21 protein-coding genes and 1 pseudogene are annotated in these 18635 nt (G+C 33.6%); 3 read left to right on the top strand and 19 right to left on the bottom strand.

The features are described from left to right. The first annotated feature begins 410 nt into the window (after nt 1–410). Nucleotides 411–668: a hypothetical protein gene (locus ABD745_RS13310; protein ID WP_344830658.1), complete on the top strand. Its 258-nt coding sequence runs from the start codon at nt 411–413 to the stop codon at nt 666–668. A gap of 126 nt (nt 669–794) precedes the next feature. Here ABD745_RS13310 and ABD745_RS13315 read toward each other — a convergent pair whose 3' ends face one another. From ABD745_RS13315 to ABD745_RS13365, 12 genes and pseudogenes are all read right to left on the bottom strand, one after another. Continuing rightward, the gene (locus tag ABD745_RS13315; protein WP_344830661.1) at nt 795–1709 is read right to left on the bottom strand and encodes a helix-turn-helix domain-containing protein; all 915 of its coding nucleotides are present in this window, start codon (nt 1707–1709) and stop codon (nt 795–797) included. Nucleotides 1710–1730: 21 nt separating this feature from the next. Continuing rightward, nucleotides 1731–2492, bottom strand: a complete 762-nt coding sequence (locus ABD745_RS13320) for an SDR family oxidoreductase (RefSeq protein ID WP_344830664.1) — start codon at nt 2490–2492, stop codon at nt 1731–1733. Between the two features lie 12 nt (nt 2493–2504). Next, entirely contained in the window at nt 2505–3482 is a 978-nt protein-coding gene (locus tag ABD745_RS13325) for an aldo/keto reductase (protein WP_344830667.1), read from the bottom strand. A 415-nt stretch (nt 3483–3897) separates the two neighbouring features. Next, nucleotides 3898–4134, bottom strand: coding sequence for a helix-turn-helix domain-containing protein (locus ABD745_RS21610; protein ID WP_425549806.1), 237 nt, complete (start codon nt 4132–4134; stop codon nt 3898–3900). Next, nucleotides 4026–4280 carry a hypothetical protein gene (locus ABD745_RS13330; protein ID WP_344830670.1) on the bottom strand — a complete coding sequence of 85 codons (255 nt, stop codon included), beginning with the start codon at nt 4278–4280 and terminating at the stop codon, nt 4026–4028. The genes ABD745_RS21610 and ABD745_RS13330 overlap by 109 nt, the downstream gene beginning before the upstream one ends. 236 nt (nt 4281–4516) lie before the next feature. Then, nucleotides 4517–5725, bottom strand: a complete 1209-nt coding sequence (locus tag ABD745_RS13335) for a Ca2+-dependent phosphoinositide-specific phospholipase C (RefSeq protein ID WP_344830673.1) — start codon at nt 5723–5725, stop codon at nt 4517–4519. Between the two features lie 16 nt (nt 5726–5741). Continuing rightward, nucleotides 5742–8591: a TonB-dependent receptor gene (locus tag ABD745_RS13340; RefSeq protein WP_344830676.1), complete on the bottom strand. Its 2850-nt coding sequence runs from the start codon at nt 8589–8591 to the stop codon at nt 5742–5744. 161 nt (nt 8592–8752) lie between these two features. Next, nucleotides 8753–9856 (bottom strand): helix-turn-helix domain-containing protein, encoded by a 1104-nt coding sequence (locus tag ABD745_RS13345; RefSeq protein ID WP_344830677.1) that lies wholly within the window; start codon nt 9854–9856, stop codon nt 8753–8755. Nucleotides 9857–10098: 242 nt separating this feature from the next. Next, nucleotides 10099–10773: pseudogene (locus ABD745_RS13350) on the bottom strand (hypothetical protein). A gap of 81 nt (nt 10774–10854) precedes the next feature. Continuing rightward, nucleotides 10855–11085: a hypothetical protein gene (locus tag ABD745_RS13355; RefSeq protein ID WP_344830679.1), complete on the bottom strand. Its 231-nt coding sequence runs from the start codon at nt 11083–11085 to the stop codon at nt 10855–10857. Continuing rightward, nucleotides 11076–12002 (bottom strand): IS1595 family transposase, encoded by a 927-nt coding sequence (locus ABD745_RS13360; RefSeq protein ID WP_344830682.1) that lies wholly within the window; start codon nt 12000–12002, stop codon nt 11076–11078. The genes ABD745_RS13355 and ABD745_RS13360 overlap by 10 nt, the downstream gene beginning before the upstream one ends. A 64-nt stretch (nt 12003–12066) precedes the next feature. Beyond that, a complete protein-coding gene (locus ABD745_RS13365) occupies nt 12067–12453 on the bottom strand; it encodes a hypothetical protein (RefSeq protein WP_344830683.1) in 387 nt (128 codons plus the stop codon). 305 nt (nt 12454–12758) lie between these two features. Here ABD745_RS13365 and ABD745_RS13370 point away from each other — a divergent pair, with 305 nt between their 5' ends. Continuing rightward, nucleotides 12759–13019, top strand: coding sequence for a hypothetical protein (locus tag ABD745_RS13370; RefSeq protein WP_344830686.1), 261 nt, complete (start codon nt 12759–12761; stop codon nt 13017–13019). Nucleotides 13020–13175: 156 nt separating this feature from the next. Then, nucleotides 13176–13376 carry a hypothetical protein gene (locus ABD745_RS13375; protein WP_344830688.1) on the top strand — a complete coding sequence of 67 codons (201 nt, stop codon included), beginning with the start codon at nt 13176–13178 and terminating at the stop codon, nt 13374–13376. A gap of 429 nt (nt 13377–13805) precedes the next feature. On the opposite strand, the gene ABD745_RS13380 is transcribed toward ABD745_RS13375, so the two are convergent. The 7 genes from ABD745_RS13380 to ABD745_RS13410 form a co-directional block, all read right to left on the bottom strand. Beyond that, nucleotides 13806–14360 (bottom strand): hypothetical protein, encoded by a 555-nt coding sequence (locus ABD745_RS13380; RefSeq protein WP_344830689.1) that lies wholly within the window; start codon nt 14358–14360, stop codon nt 13806–13808. A gap of 175 nt (nt 14361–14535) precedes the next feature. Then, nucleotides 14536–15066 carry a hypothetical protein gene (locus ABD745_RS13385; RefSeq protein WP_344830692.1) on the bottom strand — a complete coding sequence of 177 codons (531 nt, stop codon included), beginning with the start codon at nt 15064–15066 and terminating at the stop codon, nt 14536–14538. Nucleotides 15067–15285: 219 nt separating this feature from the next. After that, a complete protein-coding gene (locus ABD745_RS13390) occupies nt 15286–16302 on the bottom strand; it encodes a bestrophin family protein (protein WP_344830694.1) in 1017 nt (338 codons plus the stop codon). Nucleotides 16303–16307: 5 nt separating this feature from the next. Beyond that, on the bottom strand, nt 16308–16973 hold the full coding sequence (locus ABD745_RS13395; protein WP_344830697.1) for an ion channel: 666 nt from the start codon (nt 16971–16973) through the stop codon (nt 16308–16310). Nucleotides 16974–17120: 147 nt separating this feature from the next. Further along, nucleotides 17121–17552 carry a hypothetical protein gene (locus ABD745_RS13400; RefSeq protein WP_344830700.1) on the bottom strand — a complete coding sequence of 144 codons (432 nt, stop codon included), beginning with the start codon at nt 17550–17552 and terminating at the stop codon, nt 17121–17123. Between the two features lie 92 nt (nt 17553–17644). Further along, nucleotides 17645–18115 carry an NUMOD4 domain-containing protein gene (locus ABD745_RS13405; RefSeq protein ID WP_344830701.1) on the bottom strand — a complete coding sequence of 157 codons (471 nt, stop codon included), beginning with the start codon at nt 18113–18115 and terminating at the stop codon, nt 17645–17647. 165 nt (nt 18116–18280) lie between these two features. Further along, complete coding sequence (locus ABD745_RS13410; RefSeq protein WP_344830703.1) at nt 18281–18562, bottom strand: helix-turn-helix domain-containing protein; 282 nt, start codon at nt 18560–18562, stop codon at nt 18281–18283. Nucleotides 18563–18635 lie beyond the last annotated feature (73 nt).

The following is an 18635-nucleotide window of genomic DNA, read 5'->3' on the forward strand; positions in this document are numbered from 1 at the left end:
TTTGAAGTTTATATCATATTTTTTATTGTAAATTATTCTTTCAAATATTTCTTCATATATTTTTTTCGACGCATTGACGCGATTACTTGAATCTTCCTCTGTAAATTCCGGAGACACATTGATATGCCCTGTAGCCGACTGAAAAATTTATTGAGAGTTGATTCCAATACAGTATAGGTGTTGATTGGAAGTCTTCTTTATTTATGATAAAAAAAATATAATCTTATACTTTAAAGGTTTTTGACAAAGTAAAGTAATTTAAAAATATCCTTTTGATTAAAAACTGAAAAAATAACGTGTAAAACAACACCATCTTAAAAATAATGTTTCAAACTCTTATTTTACTAAATCTTATATCACATCAAATAAAGTTTTATTTTAATTCATAAGATAAAAAATTTTACAATTTGATGAATACTTTTAAAGATACCATACCTTCTTATAAGATTTCGTCAGTACCTCATAGTTTGGAATTCGGAAATAGCCTCGCTACTTCATTTGGAAATCTAGGAGTGACTTTGGGAACAACCATTGGCGGTTGGATAATCATTACCAAAGGCGTTTCTTCTAATCCTTGGGTTGGAATTGTCTTTGGAGTTTTGGCTTTTTTAATGATTGGATTGAGAAGTTTTTTAGAACAATCTGAAAGGAAAAGTTTTAGTGACTAGAATAATCCTAAAAAAAATATGTTACCTTTTGATATCACTTTACTTTGGAAATAATAAATCAAATCTCGATTTCTGTCGGGATTTTGATGTTTTAAGGAAATCCGAAAAATCGTTACATTTTGATTTCTAATTAAAAGACTGCCTGAACTCTAAAGGCGAAACATTTGTTCTGGTCTTGAAAAGTTTACTGAACGATTGCGAATGTTCAAAGCCTAGTTCATAAGCTATTTCCGAAACAGAAAGACTCGTCGTTGATAGTTTTTCTTTAGCTTTTTCTATGATGGCGTTCTGGATGTATTGTTGTGTGTTCAGCCCTGTCAATGAACTCAACATATCACTCAGATAACGTTGTGACAGCTTTAATTCCGTGCTGATGTATTTCACGGATGGCAATCCATCTCTTAGACTATTTCCCTCTTCAAAATAGTTGTTTAGGAGTTTGTCCAAAGAAGTAATGATATCGTGATTGACGGCTTTCCTTGTCAAAAATTGCCTGTTGTAAAAACGATTGCTGTAATTCAATAACAGTTCTATCTGCGACACCAGAACATCCTGGCTGAAACTGTCAATATTGTTTTCTAATTCACTGGCTATTGTAGCAAATAAATTGGCTATAATTTCTTTTTCTTTTGCCGATAAAAATAAGGCTTCTGAAACATCATAAGAGAAAAAGCCATATTGAGTTATTGTTTTCCCTAATGGATAGTTTCGTATAAAATCCGGATGAAAATACAAAGCGATTCCTTCATAACTTTCTATGTTATCCGGTGGGAAAACAATTTGTTTCGGCTTTAGAAATGCCAATCCGCCTTCTTCAAAATCATAATATCCCTGTCCATATTTTATGTGTCCTGTGAAGGTAGGCTTAAAGGAAATCTTGTAGAAATCAAGACTTATTTTTTGCTCTTTTGGAAACATTTCAATCGAAACATTGTTGTAATCAACCAACGTGATCAATGGATGCAGTGGTGCAGGAAATCCCAAGACACGCACAAGCTGTGAGATACTTTTAATTTGATTGATGTTGGATTGTTGTTGCATTTTTTTCAATTACTAATATAGTTAATTTTGTTTTGACGGACGAATAACAATGTCGCCAACTTCAACATCTTCAGGCTGGCTTATGGCATAAATGACAGCATTAGCAATAGCTATGGGATCTATGGCCATTTGTTCCATTCCTTTTTGAATAGCTGTTTTCATTTCTTCGTTTTTTATGTTGTTCGCAAAATCTGTTTTCACAAATCCCGGCGAAATCCCTGTAATACGTATACTTCCGTCTGACTCCTGACGAAACGCTTCTGCAATCGTGCGAATGGCATTTTTAGTTCCTGCATAAACGCCTTGCATGGGCACAATCTTTATTCCTGATGTTGAAATGATATTGACAATATGTCCCGATTGTTGTTGTTGTTGTTGTTGTTGTTGTTGTTGTTTGAAAACAGGAATTGCAGCCGCCATTCCGTACAAAACACCTTTGAGGTTAATGTCGATCATTTCTTCCCAACCGTCAATATCCAACTCGTCAATTCGGCTTAATTGGCTGATCCCTGCATTGTTTACAATGACATCCAATTTTCCGTATTGCTCAACGGCTGTATTGACCAACCGAACCAGATCGGCTTTATTCTTCACATCAATTTGAGTAAAAGTGGCTTCACCACCTTTACTTTTAATTTCTTCAACAATTTGTTGTAATTGTTTTGCTCGTCTTGCGCCCAAGACAACCTTTGCGCCGTTTTTGGTTAATTCTAGGGCAATGGCTTTGCCCATTCCGCTGCTTGCACCTGTAATGGCTACTACTTTTCCCTTAATATTTTGCATTGCTGTTGGTTTTTATCTGTCTATTTGTTTTTCTAAAAATTCGGGATAGCGGTCACCTACAAGTGTAATTCCATTGACTGTCGCTTCAATTTTTGCAAGTTCATTAGCTGTTAATACAATATTCGTACTGCTAATGTTTTCTTCTAAACGATGCAATTTTGTAGTCCCGGGGATTGGTGCTATCCAAGGCTTTTGGGCTAGCAGCCAGGCTAATGCTAATTGGCCGGTTGAAATATTTTTTTGTTGAGCAATCTCAGAAAGCGCATCCACTAAAACCATATTCGCCTTAATATTTTCTTCGGTGAAACGGGGAATTACATTTCTGCGGTCAACAGCTTCTAATTTTTTGTTAATGATACCCGTGAGAAAACCTTTTCCCAGCGGACTGAATGGCACAAAACCAATTCCTAACTCTTCCAAAGTTGGTATGATCTCATTTTCGGGCTCACGCCAAAACAAAGAGTATTCGCTCTGTAAAGCTGCAACAGGCTGTATGGTATGCGCTTTCCGAATGGTTTTAGTACTTGCCTCCGATAAACCGAAATATTTCACTTTACCCTCTTGTATCAGATCTTTTACTGTTCCTGCAACATCTTCTATCGGAACATTGGGGTCAACTCTGTGCTGGTACAACAAATCAATATAATCTGTCTTTAATCTTTTTAAAGATGCTTCGGTTACTGCCCTGATCGTTTCGGGTCTGCTGTCTAAACCAATTGCCGGACTGGCGTCTTTACAACCAAATTTTGTAGCAATCACGACGTCTTTTCTGTAAGGCTTTAGTCCTTCGCCTACGAGTTCTTCGTTGGTGTAAGGTCCGTAAGCTTCTGCGGTATCAAAAAATGTGACCCCTTTTTCAACTGCGTTATGTAGTAAAGTGATGGCTTCTTTCTTATCAAGACCTTTTCCGTCCAGAAAGTTTAGACCCATACAGCCAAAACCCAAGGCGGAAACCTCTAATCCGCTATTTCCTAATTTTCTTTTTTGCATAATTCTTTTTTTTATTGTTTCTAAAACTGACTTTAATCTCAGGTACAAAATTCTGGATTGTCGTTCTGTAAAAAGTAGCTCAATTGGTAATTGTTGTAGTCCAATTTTCAAACGTATTTTTTAACACTATAAAAAAGACCTTATTTAAAAGCCCACTGCCCTCTCTTGTCATTGAAGATGGATGCATTGTAACGCCGATTTGTTCAGGTTTCAGAACGGATAATAAATAAACAAAATCAATGTTGCATAAATCTAATTTCTGTTAGACTTAGCAATCACAACAAGCCCAGACAAATGTCTGGGCTTGTTGTTCTCAGTGATTTTAAGCATTAATGTCAAGTACCTTTTCCTGTTTTACAATGTTAAACAAATGCTTATCAATAAAGCGATAAAGGGAGGTTACAAAATTCCTCTCTTACTTTTTATGTTCCTTACGAAATTGTCCCGGGGTTTGACTTGTCCAATTTTTAAAAAATTTTGAAAAGTTGGAGGGGTCGTAGGTTAATTTTTTAGCAATTACAGCAATTGATAAATTGGTATTCATCAACATTTTTTTGCTATTTCTATTATTTTCGAATCGTAAAAGTGGCAGGGATGATGCCCCATTTCTTTCTGGACAGTATCGGTAAGATGTGTATGAGAAATAGCCAATCTAGAAGCTATTTCATTTATTTCTAAAAACTCTGCAACGTTTCCATTTACCACATCCTCTATATGCTGGTCCAGAAAATTAAAATACTGTTGGGTTATTTCCAGACTTCTTGAAGTTGAAAATTTTAGGTTAGAATCGTTTAGCATTGAGCAGGATTATTTGTATTTTTTAATTTGAAAAATTTCTAGAAATGTATAAAAAGTATTTTAAACCCTCACTCATTATTGTGAAAAAATTGCCACAAATGCACAAATTAATTTAATAAAAAAATCATCCGTGCATTTGTGGCAAAAAAATGCAAATAGCCGATAGCAATTAGCTTTTTGCTATTGGCTTTTTAAATCATTGATTTTAAGCGTAATTTGTAAATAGTACTTATTTTTTATTTACGGCAGTTTTCAGGTGAATTCACAGGATTGCATCTTGCAGTTTCACCACCAGGGATCGTTACATAATAATTGGTTCCATATGTATTCCCTTTTTTGAAAAAATCTGTGGAAACCACTTGCGCGCCACTGCTGAAAGCTGCTTTTTCTCTGGTTCTGTCATTCACTTTAGCCTCATAAGTTTCTATATCTGTGCGGGTTCTTACCAGATAACCTTCTTTTACCAATTTTTGGATCTCATTTTGTCTTACGATTGCATTATCATAAAGTATGAATGCAGAGTTTTCTTTCCCGGGATCAGATTCTATAAACATCATTCTACCTTTAAGGCTTGGATGTCCTGTTAGATAAGGTGATTCATTATTACTGATTCCCGCACTAGATGGTAATAGAATAAATATAAATTTCCCCTTTGAATCATTTACTTTTGGCCAATTGTTATGAAGTATAGCTTCATTCAGGGTTTTATATTTTCCCCTTACATCATCAGGCGTGATGATATTATCTCTTCCTAATACAGAAAGTACTTCCTGATCCAGATCATCAAATGCTTTCTGATCAAACTTCAGTACTTCTGCTGCATTAGGAAAGAGAGGAAGCCCTGAATCTTTTGCTTCAATTTGAATGAAAATCGGGATGTGATCTGGGTTTTTATCAGACCAGTCTTTTAAAGCCTGAAGTGCTTTTTTAAGAGTCGTGTAATGCGTTCTGAAATCCAGATCGGCAATGTGCATTACTTTGAAACCCGGCTTATCCAGATCCTCCGTAGAAAAAGGTGCAAGATCTGTAACGCCTTGTTTTTTCAGAAGTTCATAAGAAGCGGGTTTGGTGAATCTGTTTCCTGTAGGATCGTAGTAAACGTCTATTTCGAGGTTTCTAAGTCCCGCATTCAGCTGTTCGTTAAAATCGGGATGGTTGTAATTCAGTCCCTCGGCAAAATCTATTCCGTTCGGGTGGTATTCCTGAAATTTTGCTTTTTCTGCCGCCGACATTTTATCAAAATAAGAGTCTTTGAATTTGTCCATAATCCCTGTTGCTAATTTGAGAACTTTTGGATCTACTGGTTTTGCGTAGCTGTTATGCGTTCCCAAAACCTGAATCTGGTTGATCTTCAGATCTTTTGGATAACCGCTGAATTCTTTTTTATTTTGTGCTACTGCCATCACAGATAGCAATCCGAATGTGGATAGTATTATTTTTTTCATTATTGGAATATTGATGTTAAAAGTTTAAAGAAACGCCCATTTGTCCACGGAAGCCCGTATAAGAGACACTTTCCGTTCTGTCCTGTTCTCCGTGATAGAATCTGTTGGGCTCGTTGAAAAGATTGTTAAGTTCAGCAAACACTCTTATTCTTTTTGAAAATGCATAAGAAGCAGAGGCATCCAGCGTAATGTTTTTATCAAACCATTGGTAATGCTCCGGACCTGCCAAAGAACGGATGGCGTTCAGGTATTTCCCTTTATAGTTGCCTGCAAATCTTATCATAAACTTATCGGTTTCATAGAAAATACTCGCATTGAAAATATGTTTTGCCTGTTTGGGCAGGGTCGTTTCAATCTTTTCCAAGGCTATTCCGTTTTGATACACGGGTATTTTCGTTTTTGAATCTACATAGGTATAATTACCTTCAAATCCAAAATATTGAAGAAAACCTGGCAATTCTGTAAGACGTTTGCTGAAATTGGCTTCAAGACCAAATAACCAGCCATCTTCCAGATTACCCGGCGAGGTTTTAAGATAATTAAGCCCATTTCTCTGTTCTGTAGTTTGATCCTGATATATGATGTTGCTCAGTTTTTTGTAAAAACTACCCACAGAAATAATTCCCAGATTGGGAAAATACTTTTCAAACATCAAATCAAAACTGTTTGCAAAAGTAGGTTTCAGCTCTGCATTACCTTGTGTGATTGTTTGAAGGGCGTCATTGATTTGCAAACCGGGATTTAAGTCACTGAAATCTGCTCTTGCAAATGATCTGGTGTATGCAGCTCGGAAAATAGTGTTCTCATCCAGATTATATTTCATATTTACCATTGGTAAAAATGCATTGTATTTATTTTCTTTTTCCACAGGTTCTGCAACAGTATTAGTTCCTTTTATTACAACACTGTTTCCTTTAAAATTGGTCACATTATATTCATTTCTGAATCCTCCAATCACTGTGAATTTCTCAGTTATTCTAAAATTACCCATCAAATAAGCAGAATATACATTTTCTTTTCCCGAATACGATCCTGCAAGATTACTCGCGGCAGTGTCTCCCTGTACATTGGTCATCGAGTTAGCCGCCATAAATTCCGGGCTGTACATCTGATCTATTTGACCATTGGTAATCTGATTGATCAAAACATTGTTGTAAGGCTGGTCTAAAGGATTCAGAAATCCACCATTGTACGGGAAACCTTCCGTCTGCAACTGGTTGAGATACACAAGAGGTGCGGCTCCGGGAATTCCCAATAGTTTTGAAGGCATCCATACGAAAACACTTGAAGTAAAGTTTTTGTCTTTATCAATTAATTTCCCTCCGGCCTTCAGATTGATCTTGTCATTCAGCTTATAATTGAAATTGAACTGTGCTCTGTAATCTCTCTCACTGTTTTTGTTTCTGCTGATAATGGTTTGGTAAAGATTTAATTTAGAAGCATCTAATGCATCCAAATTGTGTGGCAAAACAATATCTGAAGCATCGCCTGTACCATCCGGAGAATCCATTGTCAAATATTTCAACCCATCATCTGATAGATTTCCGTAGGTCATATTCTGTCTGAAAGTTACAATAGGATACCCTCTTTCATCTTTGCCCAGATTTTTAGGAGAATTGAATTCAAAACTTGACCTGGATTTTACCAATGACCAGTCGAGTTTCAATTTGTCGGATAATTTGTGCTCACCCCCAAGATCAAAAGAATATAAGTCTGTAACGTAATCAGCGTGCCTTGCCTGCAGCTGAACATTTTTTGTATTAAAGTTAAAATAAGTCTCTCGAACGGTCTGTTGATCGAGATATTGGCTGTACAATCCTTTGAAATAAAGCTTATTCTCTTTATTGATCTGATAATCCAAAGCACCATTAAAGCCCAAAGTTCTTCTTTCCGCAACATAATCCCTCAATTGTAATTGGTTGATGGCGAAAGATTTAGGCTTATTAGCATTGTTGAAATCATAAACCATCTGGAAGTTATCAATTCCTGTTTCTCTGTTCCAGATAACGGCAGAAGTGATAAACCTTAATTTATCTGTAATTTTATTTCCATAAACTACGGAAGAATTGTAGCTGGGAGATTTGGTTTGATTGACAAAGCCTCCCGCAAGATTTACAGAAAGTGTTTCTTTGTTTACGGCAGTTTTTGTGATGAAATCTATCGTCCCTCCAATCGCATCTCCATCCATATCGGGCGTAAGTGTTTTTGATAATTTCACAAACTGAATCAATTCTGAAGGAAAAATATCCATCTGCAAACCTCTGTTGGCATAGTCTCCACTCGCACTTGGCATCCTGTTTCCATTGAGTGTGGACGAGCTCCATTGGATAGGCGTTCCTCTTACGGCAGCAAATCTACCCTCGCCCATATCTCTTTCAATTGTTACAGCGGGTAATCTTTGGATAGCTTCTGCAGCATTTCTGTCGGGTAATTTTCCGATAGCATCGGAGGCCAGAACATCAGAAATAGTTTCGGAGTTCTTTTTGATATTAAGCGCTCTGGCTTGGGATGGTTTGTAAGCAGAAATGATGACAACGCCTTCAATACTTTTTGTTTTTTCTTTATTTCCTAAGACGATAACTCCCAGATCTGCCATTTTTTGATTGGCAGAGGTATCTATATCAATCGTCTTGTCAGAATATCCTTCATAAGTAATGATAATAGAAGTAGAACCTTCGGGAATGGTAATATTGAAATTCCCCTGATTATCCGTGAGAACAAAGGTTTTGTTGTCAGTGGTCAAAACTTTTGCCTGCGGAAGTCTTCCCTGCGAATCTTCCACTTTTCCGCTTACCTGAATCTGGGCATAAGATTGTATGGAAGAAAAGAAAAGAGCAACAGCTAAAGTCGATGTTAATTTTTTCATTTTAATAGATTTATTTCATGGCCGTAAATCTATCTTGATTTTAAATTTGAAAGGTTCAATTCTATTGAGATGAACTTATTTTCAATATTTGAACTTTTAAACACATGATTATCAATTATTTAAACTTAATTAATTATTTATTAACAAATAAAAACTAAAGATTAATTAAGCTGCTGGATCTCTTTTTCTTTGAGTATCCTTTTTCGGTAATCGTTTGGATTGATGCCTGTCTCCTGCTTGAAGTATTTGTAAAACGTAGCCTTGGACCTGAATCCGCATTGGAAGTAAAGTTCACTGATATGCAACTCCGGATTTTGGTTTATTTGCTCAATAAATGCCTCAATTCGGTATTTATTAATCAAATCGTAAAAAGTGGTATGAAGACCTTCGGAAATACATTGGGACAAATGATTTTTTGAAATATGAATCATAATGGATACATCATCCAAACTTAAATCTTCTTTTGTGTAAATTTTTTTATCCTTTAAGAGTTCTATTAACCTATTATTGGTATTTGTAATATAATCGGGGCTGAGTAAAGATGTTTTGTATTTCATATTTTTCTTCTCATCTACAACGATTTCTTCAGATTCTGTTATTATTATATTTTCAATATTATTAATGGGAGAAGATTGTTTGTTGTCTATTTGATTGAGTCTGATTAAAAATGCAAACTGCACGAAGAATGAAAAAGTGTATATCAATCTCAGAAGATTTCCGTCTATTAATCCGCCATATCCGCATACCATATATGCAATTATCAGAACAAGTACAAAACATAAAAATTGGATAAAAACTTTCTGGAATTTATTGTCCCGATTTCTATTTCTTATCTGTTGGGTAAGTGTAACGAGCAAATAACCAATCCAGTAAAAAGGATAAATTTTGAAAATCCATAAATAAAACTGGTGAAAACTTTGAGATTCCGAGCCTATAAAAAGAACAATAATATTACAGATAAATACGACAAAAAAAAGGATGAAATGCAGAAACTGCTTCCATGTATTTTTGTATTGTAATAAATATCTGCCTGCTAAAAACAAAAGTGGCCCTTTCAACAATCGAAAACTTGAAGGATATTGGTCTATTAGAAAGGTATTATTGTTTCCAACATTAAAAATAAAATATTCACAAATAAAATCTAAAGTGACGGTTGCTATATAGAGAATCAAGAAAATATTCTTGTCAGAATTTTCTTTCCTAATCAAAAATAAGGAGAGAATGGCTTCTAAAATTACAGCTAAAAAGGCTCCAGAAATTTCCATAATGCATCAATAAAATTTTCAGAAAAGTAATATATTTTTATAAGACCAATTAAAATAAAGAGTTAATATATTATTAATTCTCATCTAAATAAAGAGTTCCTGACATTCATAAAAAACGGCTTACCAACATTGCTGATAAACCGTTTTATTTGTAATCATATTTTTTCTAATTACTCATAATATTCTGTCATAAGGCTTTTTCTCTCGTCAGATTCAAGATTGATGTATTCGAACTTTTTATATTAGCAGAAAGAGCCCATATCTTTATCTCCATTGATAAAAATTGCACCAATCAAAACTACATATTTACAAGGATAATTAGTCTCTTTTACCAGAACTTCTATCCTGTCATCTATGGCCTCATACATCACTTCTGTCGCTTCAAATATTTAATTTTCGGTATTCAAAATTCTCTCTTTTTGATGCAGGAAAATCTGCTCAATGGTATTCATCTGAAAATCTAATGAGGTAATATTCTCCTCAATTATTTGCTCTGTGGAAAGTTTCCCCAAAGCTCCTTTTGCAGCACCGCAACAAGAGGAATTACTACTCTGCCCTATCCTGTTTATTTCCCCAATACTTTCCTCCTTTGAAATCCCAATATGTGGCGCATAAAATACAATTACTGCACCATCTTCAGGAACGTGGTGTGCAAAGGCATTCATACCTGTGATACTCGCAAAAGGAAAACCATCAAGCCCACCTAAATGAAACGGACACAGCATTTCGTAAGCTCTTGGCGGATATTGGATGGCATTTACATCATCGCAACACATACTGTCTGCGTGCATTAGCTGATTTGGTTTCAAGCCCAATTCGCTTTCCATTACGTCTAATAATCTGTTTACAGTATCTTCTGTTGTTTTAGCGTTAGGATACCATTTTTGTAATGTTTGTAGATTTTCATTGTCCATCATTGTTTTTTTTGGTTTCTTAAATTAATTTAGGTAATTATACGCAAGTTTACACCAGCATGTTAAAAATAAAAGAGGATTAAATTAATCCTCTTTTTTTAATGTTCGTTTTATCATTTTATCGAAGTCCGATAATTCATGAATATATTTTTCGTGAATTATATCTATTCCGTTTTTACGAATTATTTGTGATAAATCAACTATAAGATAGTCTTCATTTTTCTTGACATCTTCTACCAAGAAATATGTTTCACCATCTATAATAGTGTGCTTCATTCCTTGTTCTTTTAGTTGTTTAATTGTCTTTATTGACATAATTCTGTATATCTAGTTCTTACGTTACTATTTCGTAGTAAATGTAAGAATTTTTCTTGGTCTGTGACCTTTCTCAGGTTAAATCTATATACAAATTCATCAACATATTTTTGTAGATGTTTTTTAGAAACATGATTGTACATTCCTGAAACACTTCTTTTCAAGATGTTCCAACTGCCTTCAATGTTGTTTGTGTGTATATTATTATCCTGCAAACTTACATACTCTTTTTTAGAATGGTCGATTACATTATGAGTATAATATTTATCTAAGCCTTTATATGCCCACCATTCATCACTAATTAATACTGATGTCTCTGAATTTACATATTTGCAAATCAGTGGTTGAATGCTATCTTTCTTTGTATCATTTACAACAAAAGCATTCATCTTTCCTCCACGTTGAAGCATTCCCATAATAGGAACTTTATCTTTAAAACTTCTACCTTGTGAGTGTGGAACCTTTTTGTCTTTATGTCTGTTTTTGTTTTTACCGCCGTAAAATGTTTCATCTGCTTCAACAATTCCCTCTAGTTCGTTACTGTTTTCAATACCGAAACACGCTCTAATTCTTTGGAGCATGAACCACGCAGTAGCCTGTCTTACTCCAATATCTTTCCCTAACTGTATAGAGCTAATACCTTTTTTATGAGAAGTAACCAACCAAATTGCTAAAAACCATTTACGAAGACTAACTTTAGAATTCTCAAACATTGTTCCCGTTTTAACATTAAAGTATCTACCAGTATTTTTACATTTATACTGATTGTTTTTACACTTATATACTTTTGATGTAGGATCAAAAGGGCTTATAGGAACTTTGCTCCATTTCAATATCTCCAAATAATCTATACAAGATTGTTCGGTAGAAAAGATTTGAGTAAGTTCAAAAACTGATTTTATGTTGGTGCTAATCATACTATTACAAAGATAATGATACTATACGGCTAATCAAAAAGCGTTAATTTTAGAATTAATCCTTTTACAAAATATATCCGCTATAAATATATTCCCAAGTCTTATATCTGAGATTAATTAAAGTTCCGTCATTACTTAATACTAAAGTTATTGTGCATCTTTTACCATTTAAATCAATACAATAGTAATCTTGTACCATTGCATTATCAATTTTTTGTGTTGGTTTGAAATCTATAATTTTGAATTCTTGCTGTGGACTTGAATGCATCGTGATTTTTAATAAATCTGCATTAACAGTTATAATCAAAGGATTTTTTTGCCAAGAACTCCACTCGGTAAAATAAGAGCCTTTATTTTGACGATACCTTACTTCTTGAGCTTTAATTTCAAATTTTTGCCCAAAACAAACTGTACATAAAAATAGAAAACTGATAAATAATAGTTTTTTCATTGATGAATTTTTCAATCCACCCAAACCCAACGTAGAAATTTTATGATTATAAATAAGAAAGGCGTGGGTTTGTAGCTCTTGCTTATTAATCTGTGGCTCTGGATTGCCAATACAATATAAACAAGACAAGCCCACACCATATGGTGCAAGTGTCCACGTTTATTCTGCATTGTATTAGAGAAATTTTCCAGATTTCAGATTAACAGAATAAAGCTAACGCTTCCTTTTGATCGATAAATTTTTCTACAAAAGTACAAAAATTATACCTTTTTTACTATATTTGGATGACTAAAATCATAAAAATTATGTCAAAAAAAGCTAGCTCAGAGCAACTAAGAAAACTTCAAGAATTAAGAACTCAATTAATTGCACCATCTATAGATATTAGAATTGGTACACTTGTATATATAGACCAAATTTTAAAGGATATTGACTATTTAAGTAGTTTTCATTCCAACGTATCTTTTGAATTAACTCTCTATAAATTACAAAGAGAGAAATATCCTTTTGATACTATATTGCAAATAATAAACAATGCGATTAGCTACTATGAAGTACAGATATAACCTCTTTAAAGTTATATTTTAAAGATTCAAAATCAGAACTAAATTTTGATACAGTTTCTAAGATCCTAACTTTTTGTTCAGTTGTTTTTAGAATATAAGTTCGATTTTGTTTTTCAATTTTTAATTTTAATTTTTCCATTTTGTAAATTATTAACTATGAATAAAAAAGATTTAGAATTATTACTAAGTATTATTAAAAGTCAATCAGAGATTAATCGTCGTACTGAAACATTAATTTCTGATTTAACTATGGGATCAGGTGCTAATCCAAAAATTAGAGATTTGAGAGATTTAATGAAAGTAAATCAATCTTTAATAACTGAATTGGAAAATAAAATAAAGGAATCTGAAGAATAATTCTCCCATATATTTCCAATATCATTATTTATTGTAGAATTTTCTGTAATGGCTTTTTCTAAAAATTGAATAAGCCATTTAAATTTCCACGTAGGTTCTTCCTGAAATTCTTTTAGTAGATCATTAACTAATGTCTCTACTCTTTGTTGTTTCGTATTTTCCATTTTTATAAATGTTTATTTAATAACAAAGACCAACTACGACACTTGGTCTTTATTGTTTTTTAGTGTAAACTTGCGTATAGTTACCTTAATTTATTTGATGTAATTATAATTTTTGCTAATTATTTATAAAAAATACAGTCATTTTACCAAGGCTTAACTTTAATTACATCCAACTTGTTATTATTACAAAGTTCAATAGAAGAACCAACGTTGAACTTTGCAGTTTCGCCCTATTATTGCAAAAGCCTTTTACCTGCAAGTTTTTTTAAGAATATTTAAACCATATTGTTTTTGTTCCTTTAGATTTCGCATAATCAACAAAATTATTAAAGTTGTTTAAATCCTTATAGAAATTATCTCTATCAAGATTATTTTTTTTGAAGTAAGACGAATTATTTAGAGAGTCAAATGAAGTTGGTTTAAGTAGTTTTGACAAATCTTCTTTATCATTTAGTTTAGAAATTAATTCCGATAAAATTAAGGAAACGTCATCTATATTATTTTCAATTTTTTTTATTTGTATTTCGTATTCTTCTTTTTGACTTTCGGCATATTCTGTATCGAATTCCATAATTTCTTCTAATTCATCCAAACTTGGTATCTCATCTAAAATATTAATTTTTGATAGGTCAATATTTATCAATTTAGAAATTTGAGTTAATTCAGTTTCTTCATTTTCATTAATTACATTTTTTCTACTCATAAAACTTGCAAGTGTTCTACTTAGGTCGTGTTTTTTATGCAATTCTTCGTTAGTTATATAATCAAAATCAAAAAGTTTTTCGTCATTGTCAACGGTATAAGAAATATCAAGTCCCATATCTATTTTTTTAGGTGTTTCACTCGGATAAACTTGCAGGTAAAGTTTTGCAGATTTGCGATGGGCGGGATTTTTTACCACTAATGTTTATGCGGAGCACAAAACTTTCGGCTACCACTAAACTGTCTGTGGAGAACAAAACCCCGCCTATTGCAAATGTACTGTTATGCGTAGTTTATTTGAATATGTTTTTTAGTCTGTCCAAAAATTTATTTTTAGTCTGCGTGTTTGTCGGCTTTGGTTTAACAGGTTCTTGATGATTTTCATTTCTGTTACTTTGCTTTTGAAGTTCTGCAAGAAATTGTGGTGTGTCGGTAAGTAACATTTTTCTTGAATATTTCATTTGGTCGTCCATGTAGTAAATCAAGGCATTACTATGATCAATCAAAGCAAGTGAAATAAGTCCGATACAAGCACCTGCTGCAAAGTCCGCACCCCAAACAAAAGATATTGCAGTGTCTTGGTTTATGTCTGGTTTAATCCAATCTGCTTCGTGGTCGGCTATTACGTTGTCTGCAAGGTCGACATAGGTTTCAAAATATGTTTGATGTCCGTTAATACTACATTCAAGTCCGTCTTGGTCTATTTGTTTTTCAAGTCCACTCAATATTTTGAAGTCATACCCAAGTTTTTGGATAGTGTTTTGAATTTGTCCATTTGTCGGTATGTCTGCTTTTTTTAAGAAAGCTGTTTGTGTCATTGACATAGTTCGTCTGTTTTTAAATTACGCTTAACTCGCTTGGTTGAAGCAAGTTTTCGTTGTTTACAATCTTATTTTTTCTATTCAGGAGTTTTTTCTATTAATTCGCCTGATGATATCGCTCTTGTCCTCCTTCGTCGCAATGACAAAAAACGTCTTAACTTTATTAATTACATCAAACAAATTAAACAGCAGTTGTATGTTTTGCATTTGCTAATTAGTGTTTTAAAGTACAATATTATTTTGAGGTTGAATCGCCAGAGGTAAATCTTTTTCCCCAAGCATTTCTCTTAAATCTATTTCGATATTCCTACTGATTTGTGTGATGGGAATATCATTGGCGTTACCTTCAAATGGATTTTCAGTATTCTCCCCTATTTGTTCTAAAACCAAAAAGACCCAACCCAACAATACACTGAAAGGAATGGTAAGCCAGATAATATTTTCTCCAAATTTCTCTGTCATTTTTGAAAATTCCACTAAAAAACCAAGCGGCAATAAAATACAAAATAAGTTTGTAAAATAGATATTGATGCTCGAAAACTGGCGTGGATAGGGGAAGTTTTTGATACGCTCGCACTTTCCTTGCTGGTCGTACAAATCTTTCAGCTGACCTTCCAACAAACCATAATTAAACCCAGATAGCTTCTCTTCTTCATTTAATTTTCTTAGTTGCGATGATTGTAAGGCAATGATTTGGGTTGCTCTGTTTTTGGTTGACAAAATGTATGGGCGTTCATTTTCGCTTAAAAACGGTTTAAATTCTTCGTCTAAACTATTCTCCCATTCAGGTACTTTATAATATTTCAAATATTCAATATTGTAACTTTTTGTTTTTACGTTTTCCCAGCTTTTGGTTTCGCGAAGTTGAAAACGCAGCGCTGTAAGCCAGGCAAAATGACGGTAAATAATTTCCTTTTGCAATGCAGCTTCCTCAGTTTTATCATTTACTCGTACAAAATCTTTTACCATTATTGCTAAAGCTCTGCTGCTGTTTATGATGGCTCCATAAATCTGCCGTGCTTCCCAGGTACGGTTGTAAGTTTGGGTATTTTTAAAACCAGAAATGAAAGCTGTTGCCGTCCCTAAAAGTGCTACTGGAACCCACGGAATTGCCAACCATTTAAGCCTTAGAAAGTAGAATAAAACTGTTGGAACAATACTTAAAATAAGCATTTTGTAAATCTTTACCCTTGTCCAGGGAATGAAGTGGAGGAGCTTGTAATGAGAACTTATATTCATATAAATTAATTTTTTGATGAAAATTTGCTGATCAATATTCCTACTAAAACAACAGAATAGAATTGACCTGCAATTCCGATAAAAGAAGTAATCAATTTGGTAATGTGATTATTAGGCGTAATATCGCCAAAACCAATGCTGGTAAAAGTTATAGAACAGAAATAAACCAAGTCTGTATAGATGGCGGCAGGCGAAGATGTATCAATTCCTTTAAAAGATTGCGGGTTTTGATACATAAAATACTGTAGCAAAAAAACAGACATTTCTATCAGTAGAAAATAACCGCAGACAGAGGCTGAAATAATATCTGTGTTAATGTATCCGGGTTTTAGCAAGAACCTCAGTAATTCCATAAAGAGAAAGGCGAAAAATATAACGTAATTGATATTGAGAAAAGTAAAATACCAAGGAATATCTTTAAAAAACGGAATTCCAATAGGTAGTAATAACACCACAATAAAATGAATATTACGGAACCAATGCCTCCAACTGTGTTTGCCAGTAAACATAAAAACACTTCCCAAACCCAACAACAGCATATTGACAGGCCAGATTACCCTTGTATAAAAACCCAAGTCGGCGAGGAAAATGCCAATAAACAGATGCTGGGCTAATGCAAACAGCAAAAACTCGTATTTGTATTTTTGTAAAGCAGCGATGGTTTTATTCACGTTTTTAGAGGTTAATTGTTTTATTATTTGCCACGAATGATTTCCTTGAAATAAAAACTAAAAATGCCACAGATGCACAAATATTTTTCACAAAATAAACCTTGTATCTGTGCATCTGTGGAAAAAAACTTATTGGTAAAATTCCCTTTAATTCGCTTTTCCAATATCTAATTTCTCAAACTTGCCATCGGCATTTTGGTGGAATTTGAAAAACACAGGGAAAGTACCCCAATTTCCAGCTTTGAAGTTTCCTTTTATATCCTTGCCCTCATTTCCTACAGTATCGATGGTTAGAAACACTTCTTTTCCGCAGGCCTCTTTTACAAAATCTTGAAAATTACGTGGATTTCCATCATCGGTCATCGTAGTATCGGCAATGAAAAAAGAAAGAAAGGTTTTGCTGTCGCCACTTTGCCAGGCATCAAATGCTTTTTTTACAATTTCGTTTGTGAGTTTACTTGTATCCATTTTGTTATTTTTTTGAATTGTTTTACTTTCTGTTCTTTGAGTTGTCGATTGTCCGCAAGCGGTAAAACTGATGGCGAAGAATGTAATGAGTAAGAGATTAATTATTTTCATATTATTAGCTTTTTGATAAAGGGTGTTGCAGATAAATAATTACTAGGTTTAGTAATAAAAAAGGCAATTCGATTACCACTCCTTTCAAATCTTTATCTAATAAATGAAGGCTGATGATGAGTAAAATACCCGCTGGCGGTTACTTTCTCCAGGTTACTAAAATGTACATTAAAACGATTTTCATCTTTAAATGATATACGGAACGAAAGATCCTCCATATCAAATTTTTCAACGAAATGATAATAAACCAAACGGGCTACTGATCTTCCATATGTTTTGCCTTCGACACAGAGATTACACCTCACATTATAAAAATGAGCCTTTAGATGTTTGTTAAAATATCTGAAGGCTTGTGGTTTCATAATCCTATCCAATATTTTCTGCTCTCCTCCTTTTGGATTGGTAACCCAACGTTCCAAGCTTTTTATCCGGCCGTAATTAGAAATAGCATAATTTTCAAAACCTTCTATCAGCTTCCATTCTTCACAGGGAAGGTCTTTTAAGGAAAGCTTGGAAAGAACTCTATTTACATATTCATCTTCTAATTCTAAAGGTAACTTCATGATTCGAATAATTCTTTTGTGTATATAATTGTTATTTGTGTATAAAAACAAAAGTAAGAATCCTAAAATAATCAAAAAAGTGATTTCAAAACCCTCATTAACTATCGGTACAGGGGTAGGAATTACAACAAGATATAGACCGGGAAGATTATAAACCAAATCTAATTACTTTACTTCATGGAGAAGTTCAGATAGTGAAATTTCCAGAGCAAGAGCAATAACAGCAAGGGTGAAAATACTGGAACTTACCTTGCCTGTTTCTATTTTATATAAATACTGCCTGTCCTTCCCTATCCTTTCTGCCAATTCAGTTTGAGAAAGTTTCTTTTTCTCACGAAACCTTCTCACCTGTCTGCCTACTTCCACAGGAATACTTGTTTTTAGTCGGGCAATAGTATTTTCATCTATTTCTTTCACTATTGCAAATTGAAATATAAAATACTGCAATTATGTAATCTTATATTACTGCAATTTTGTATTTTTGTAGACACTGAAAAAATAGTATAAAAATTTTTTCCAA

This window comes from Chryseobacterium ginsenosidimutans, from assembly GCF_039536845.1.
Lineage (GTDB): Bacteria > Bacteroidota > Bacteroidia > Flavobacteriales > Weeksellaceae > Chryseobacterium > Chryseobacterium ginsenosidimutans_B.

Excerpts from the sequence above, each read along its gene's own strand:
- ABD745_RS13310 (WP_344830658.1), top strand. The coding sequence starts at position 411 with ATGAATACTTTTAAAGATACCATACCTTCTTATAAGATTTCGTCAGTA.
- ABD745_RS13315 (WP_344830661.1), bottom strand. The coding sequence starts at position 1,709 with ATGCAACAACAATCCAACATCAATCAAATTAAAAGTATCTCACAGCTT.
- ABD745_RS13320 (WP_344830664.1), bottom strand. The coding sequence starts at position 2,492 with ATGCAAAATATTAAGGGAAAAGTAGTAGCCATTACAGGTGCAAGCAGC.
- ABD745_RS13325 (WP_344830667.1), bottom strand. The coding sequence starts at position 3,482 with ATGCAAAAAAGAAAATTAGGAAATAGCGGATTAGAGGTTTCCGCCTTG.
- ABD745_RS13330 (WP_344830670.1), bottom strand. The coding sequence starts at position 4,280 with ATGCTAAACGATTCTAACCTAAAATTTTCAACTTCAAGAAGTCTGGAA.
- ABD745_RS13335 (WP_344830673.1), bottom strand. The coding sequence starts at position 5,725 with ATGAAAAAAATAATACTATCCACATTCGGATTGCTATCTGTGATGGCA.
- ABD745_RS13340 (WP_344830676.1), bottom strand. The coding sequence starts at position 8,591 with ATGAAAAAATTAACATCGACTTTAGCTGTTGCTCTTTTCTTTTCTTCC.
- ABD745_RS13345 (WP_344830677.1), bottom strand. The coding sequence starts at position 9,856 with ATGGAAATTTCTGGAGCCTTTTTAGCTGTAATTTTAGAAGCCATTCTC.
- ABD745_RS13355 (WP_344830679.1), bottom strand. The coding sequence starts at position 11,085 with ATGTCAATAAAGACAATTAAACAACTAAAAGAACAAGGAATGAAGCAC.
- ABD745_RS13360 (WP_344830682.1), bottom strand. The coding sequence starts at position 12,002 with ATGATTAGCACCAACATAAAATCAGTTTTTGAACTTACTCAAATCTTT.
- ABD745_RS13365 (WP_344830683.1), bottom strand. The coding sequence starts at position 12,453 with ATGAAAAAACTATTATTTATCAGTTTTCTATTTTTATGTACAGTTTGT.
- ABD745_RS13370 (WP_344830686.1), top strand. The coding sequence starts at position 12,759 with ATGTCAAAAAAAGCTAGCTCAGAGCAACTAAGAAAACTTCAAGAATTA.
- ABD745_RS13375 (WP_344830688.1), top strand. The coding sequence starts at position 13,176 with ATGAATAAAAAAGATTTAGAATTATTACTAAGTATTATTAAAAGTCAA.
- ABD745_RS13380 (WP_344830689.1), bottom strand. The coding sequence starts at position 14,360 with ATGGGACTTGATATTTCTTATACCGTTGACAATGACGAAAAACTTTTT.
- ABD745_RS13385 (WP_344830692.1), bottom strand. The coding sequence starts at position 15,066 with ATGTCAATGACACAAACAGCTTTCTTAAAAAAAGCAGACATACCGACA.
- ABD745_RS13390 (WP_344830694.1), bottom strand. The coding sequence starts at position 16,302 with ATGAATATAAGTTCTCATTACAAGCTCCTCCACTTCATTCCCTGGACA.
- ABD745_RS13400 (WP_344830700.1), bottom strand. The coding sequence starts at position 17,552 with ATGAAAATAATTAATCTCTTACTCATTACATTCTTCGCCATCAGTTTT.
- ABD745_RS13405 (WP_344830701.1), bottom strand. The coding sequence starts at position 18,115 with ATGAAGTTACCTTTAGAATTAGAAGATGAATATGTAAATAGAGTTCTT.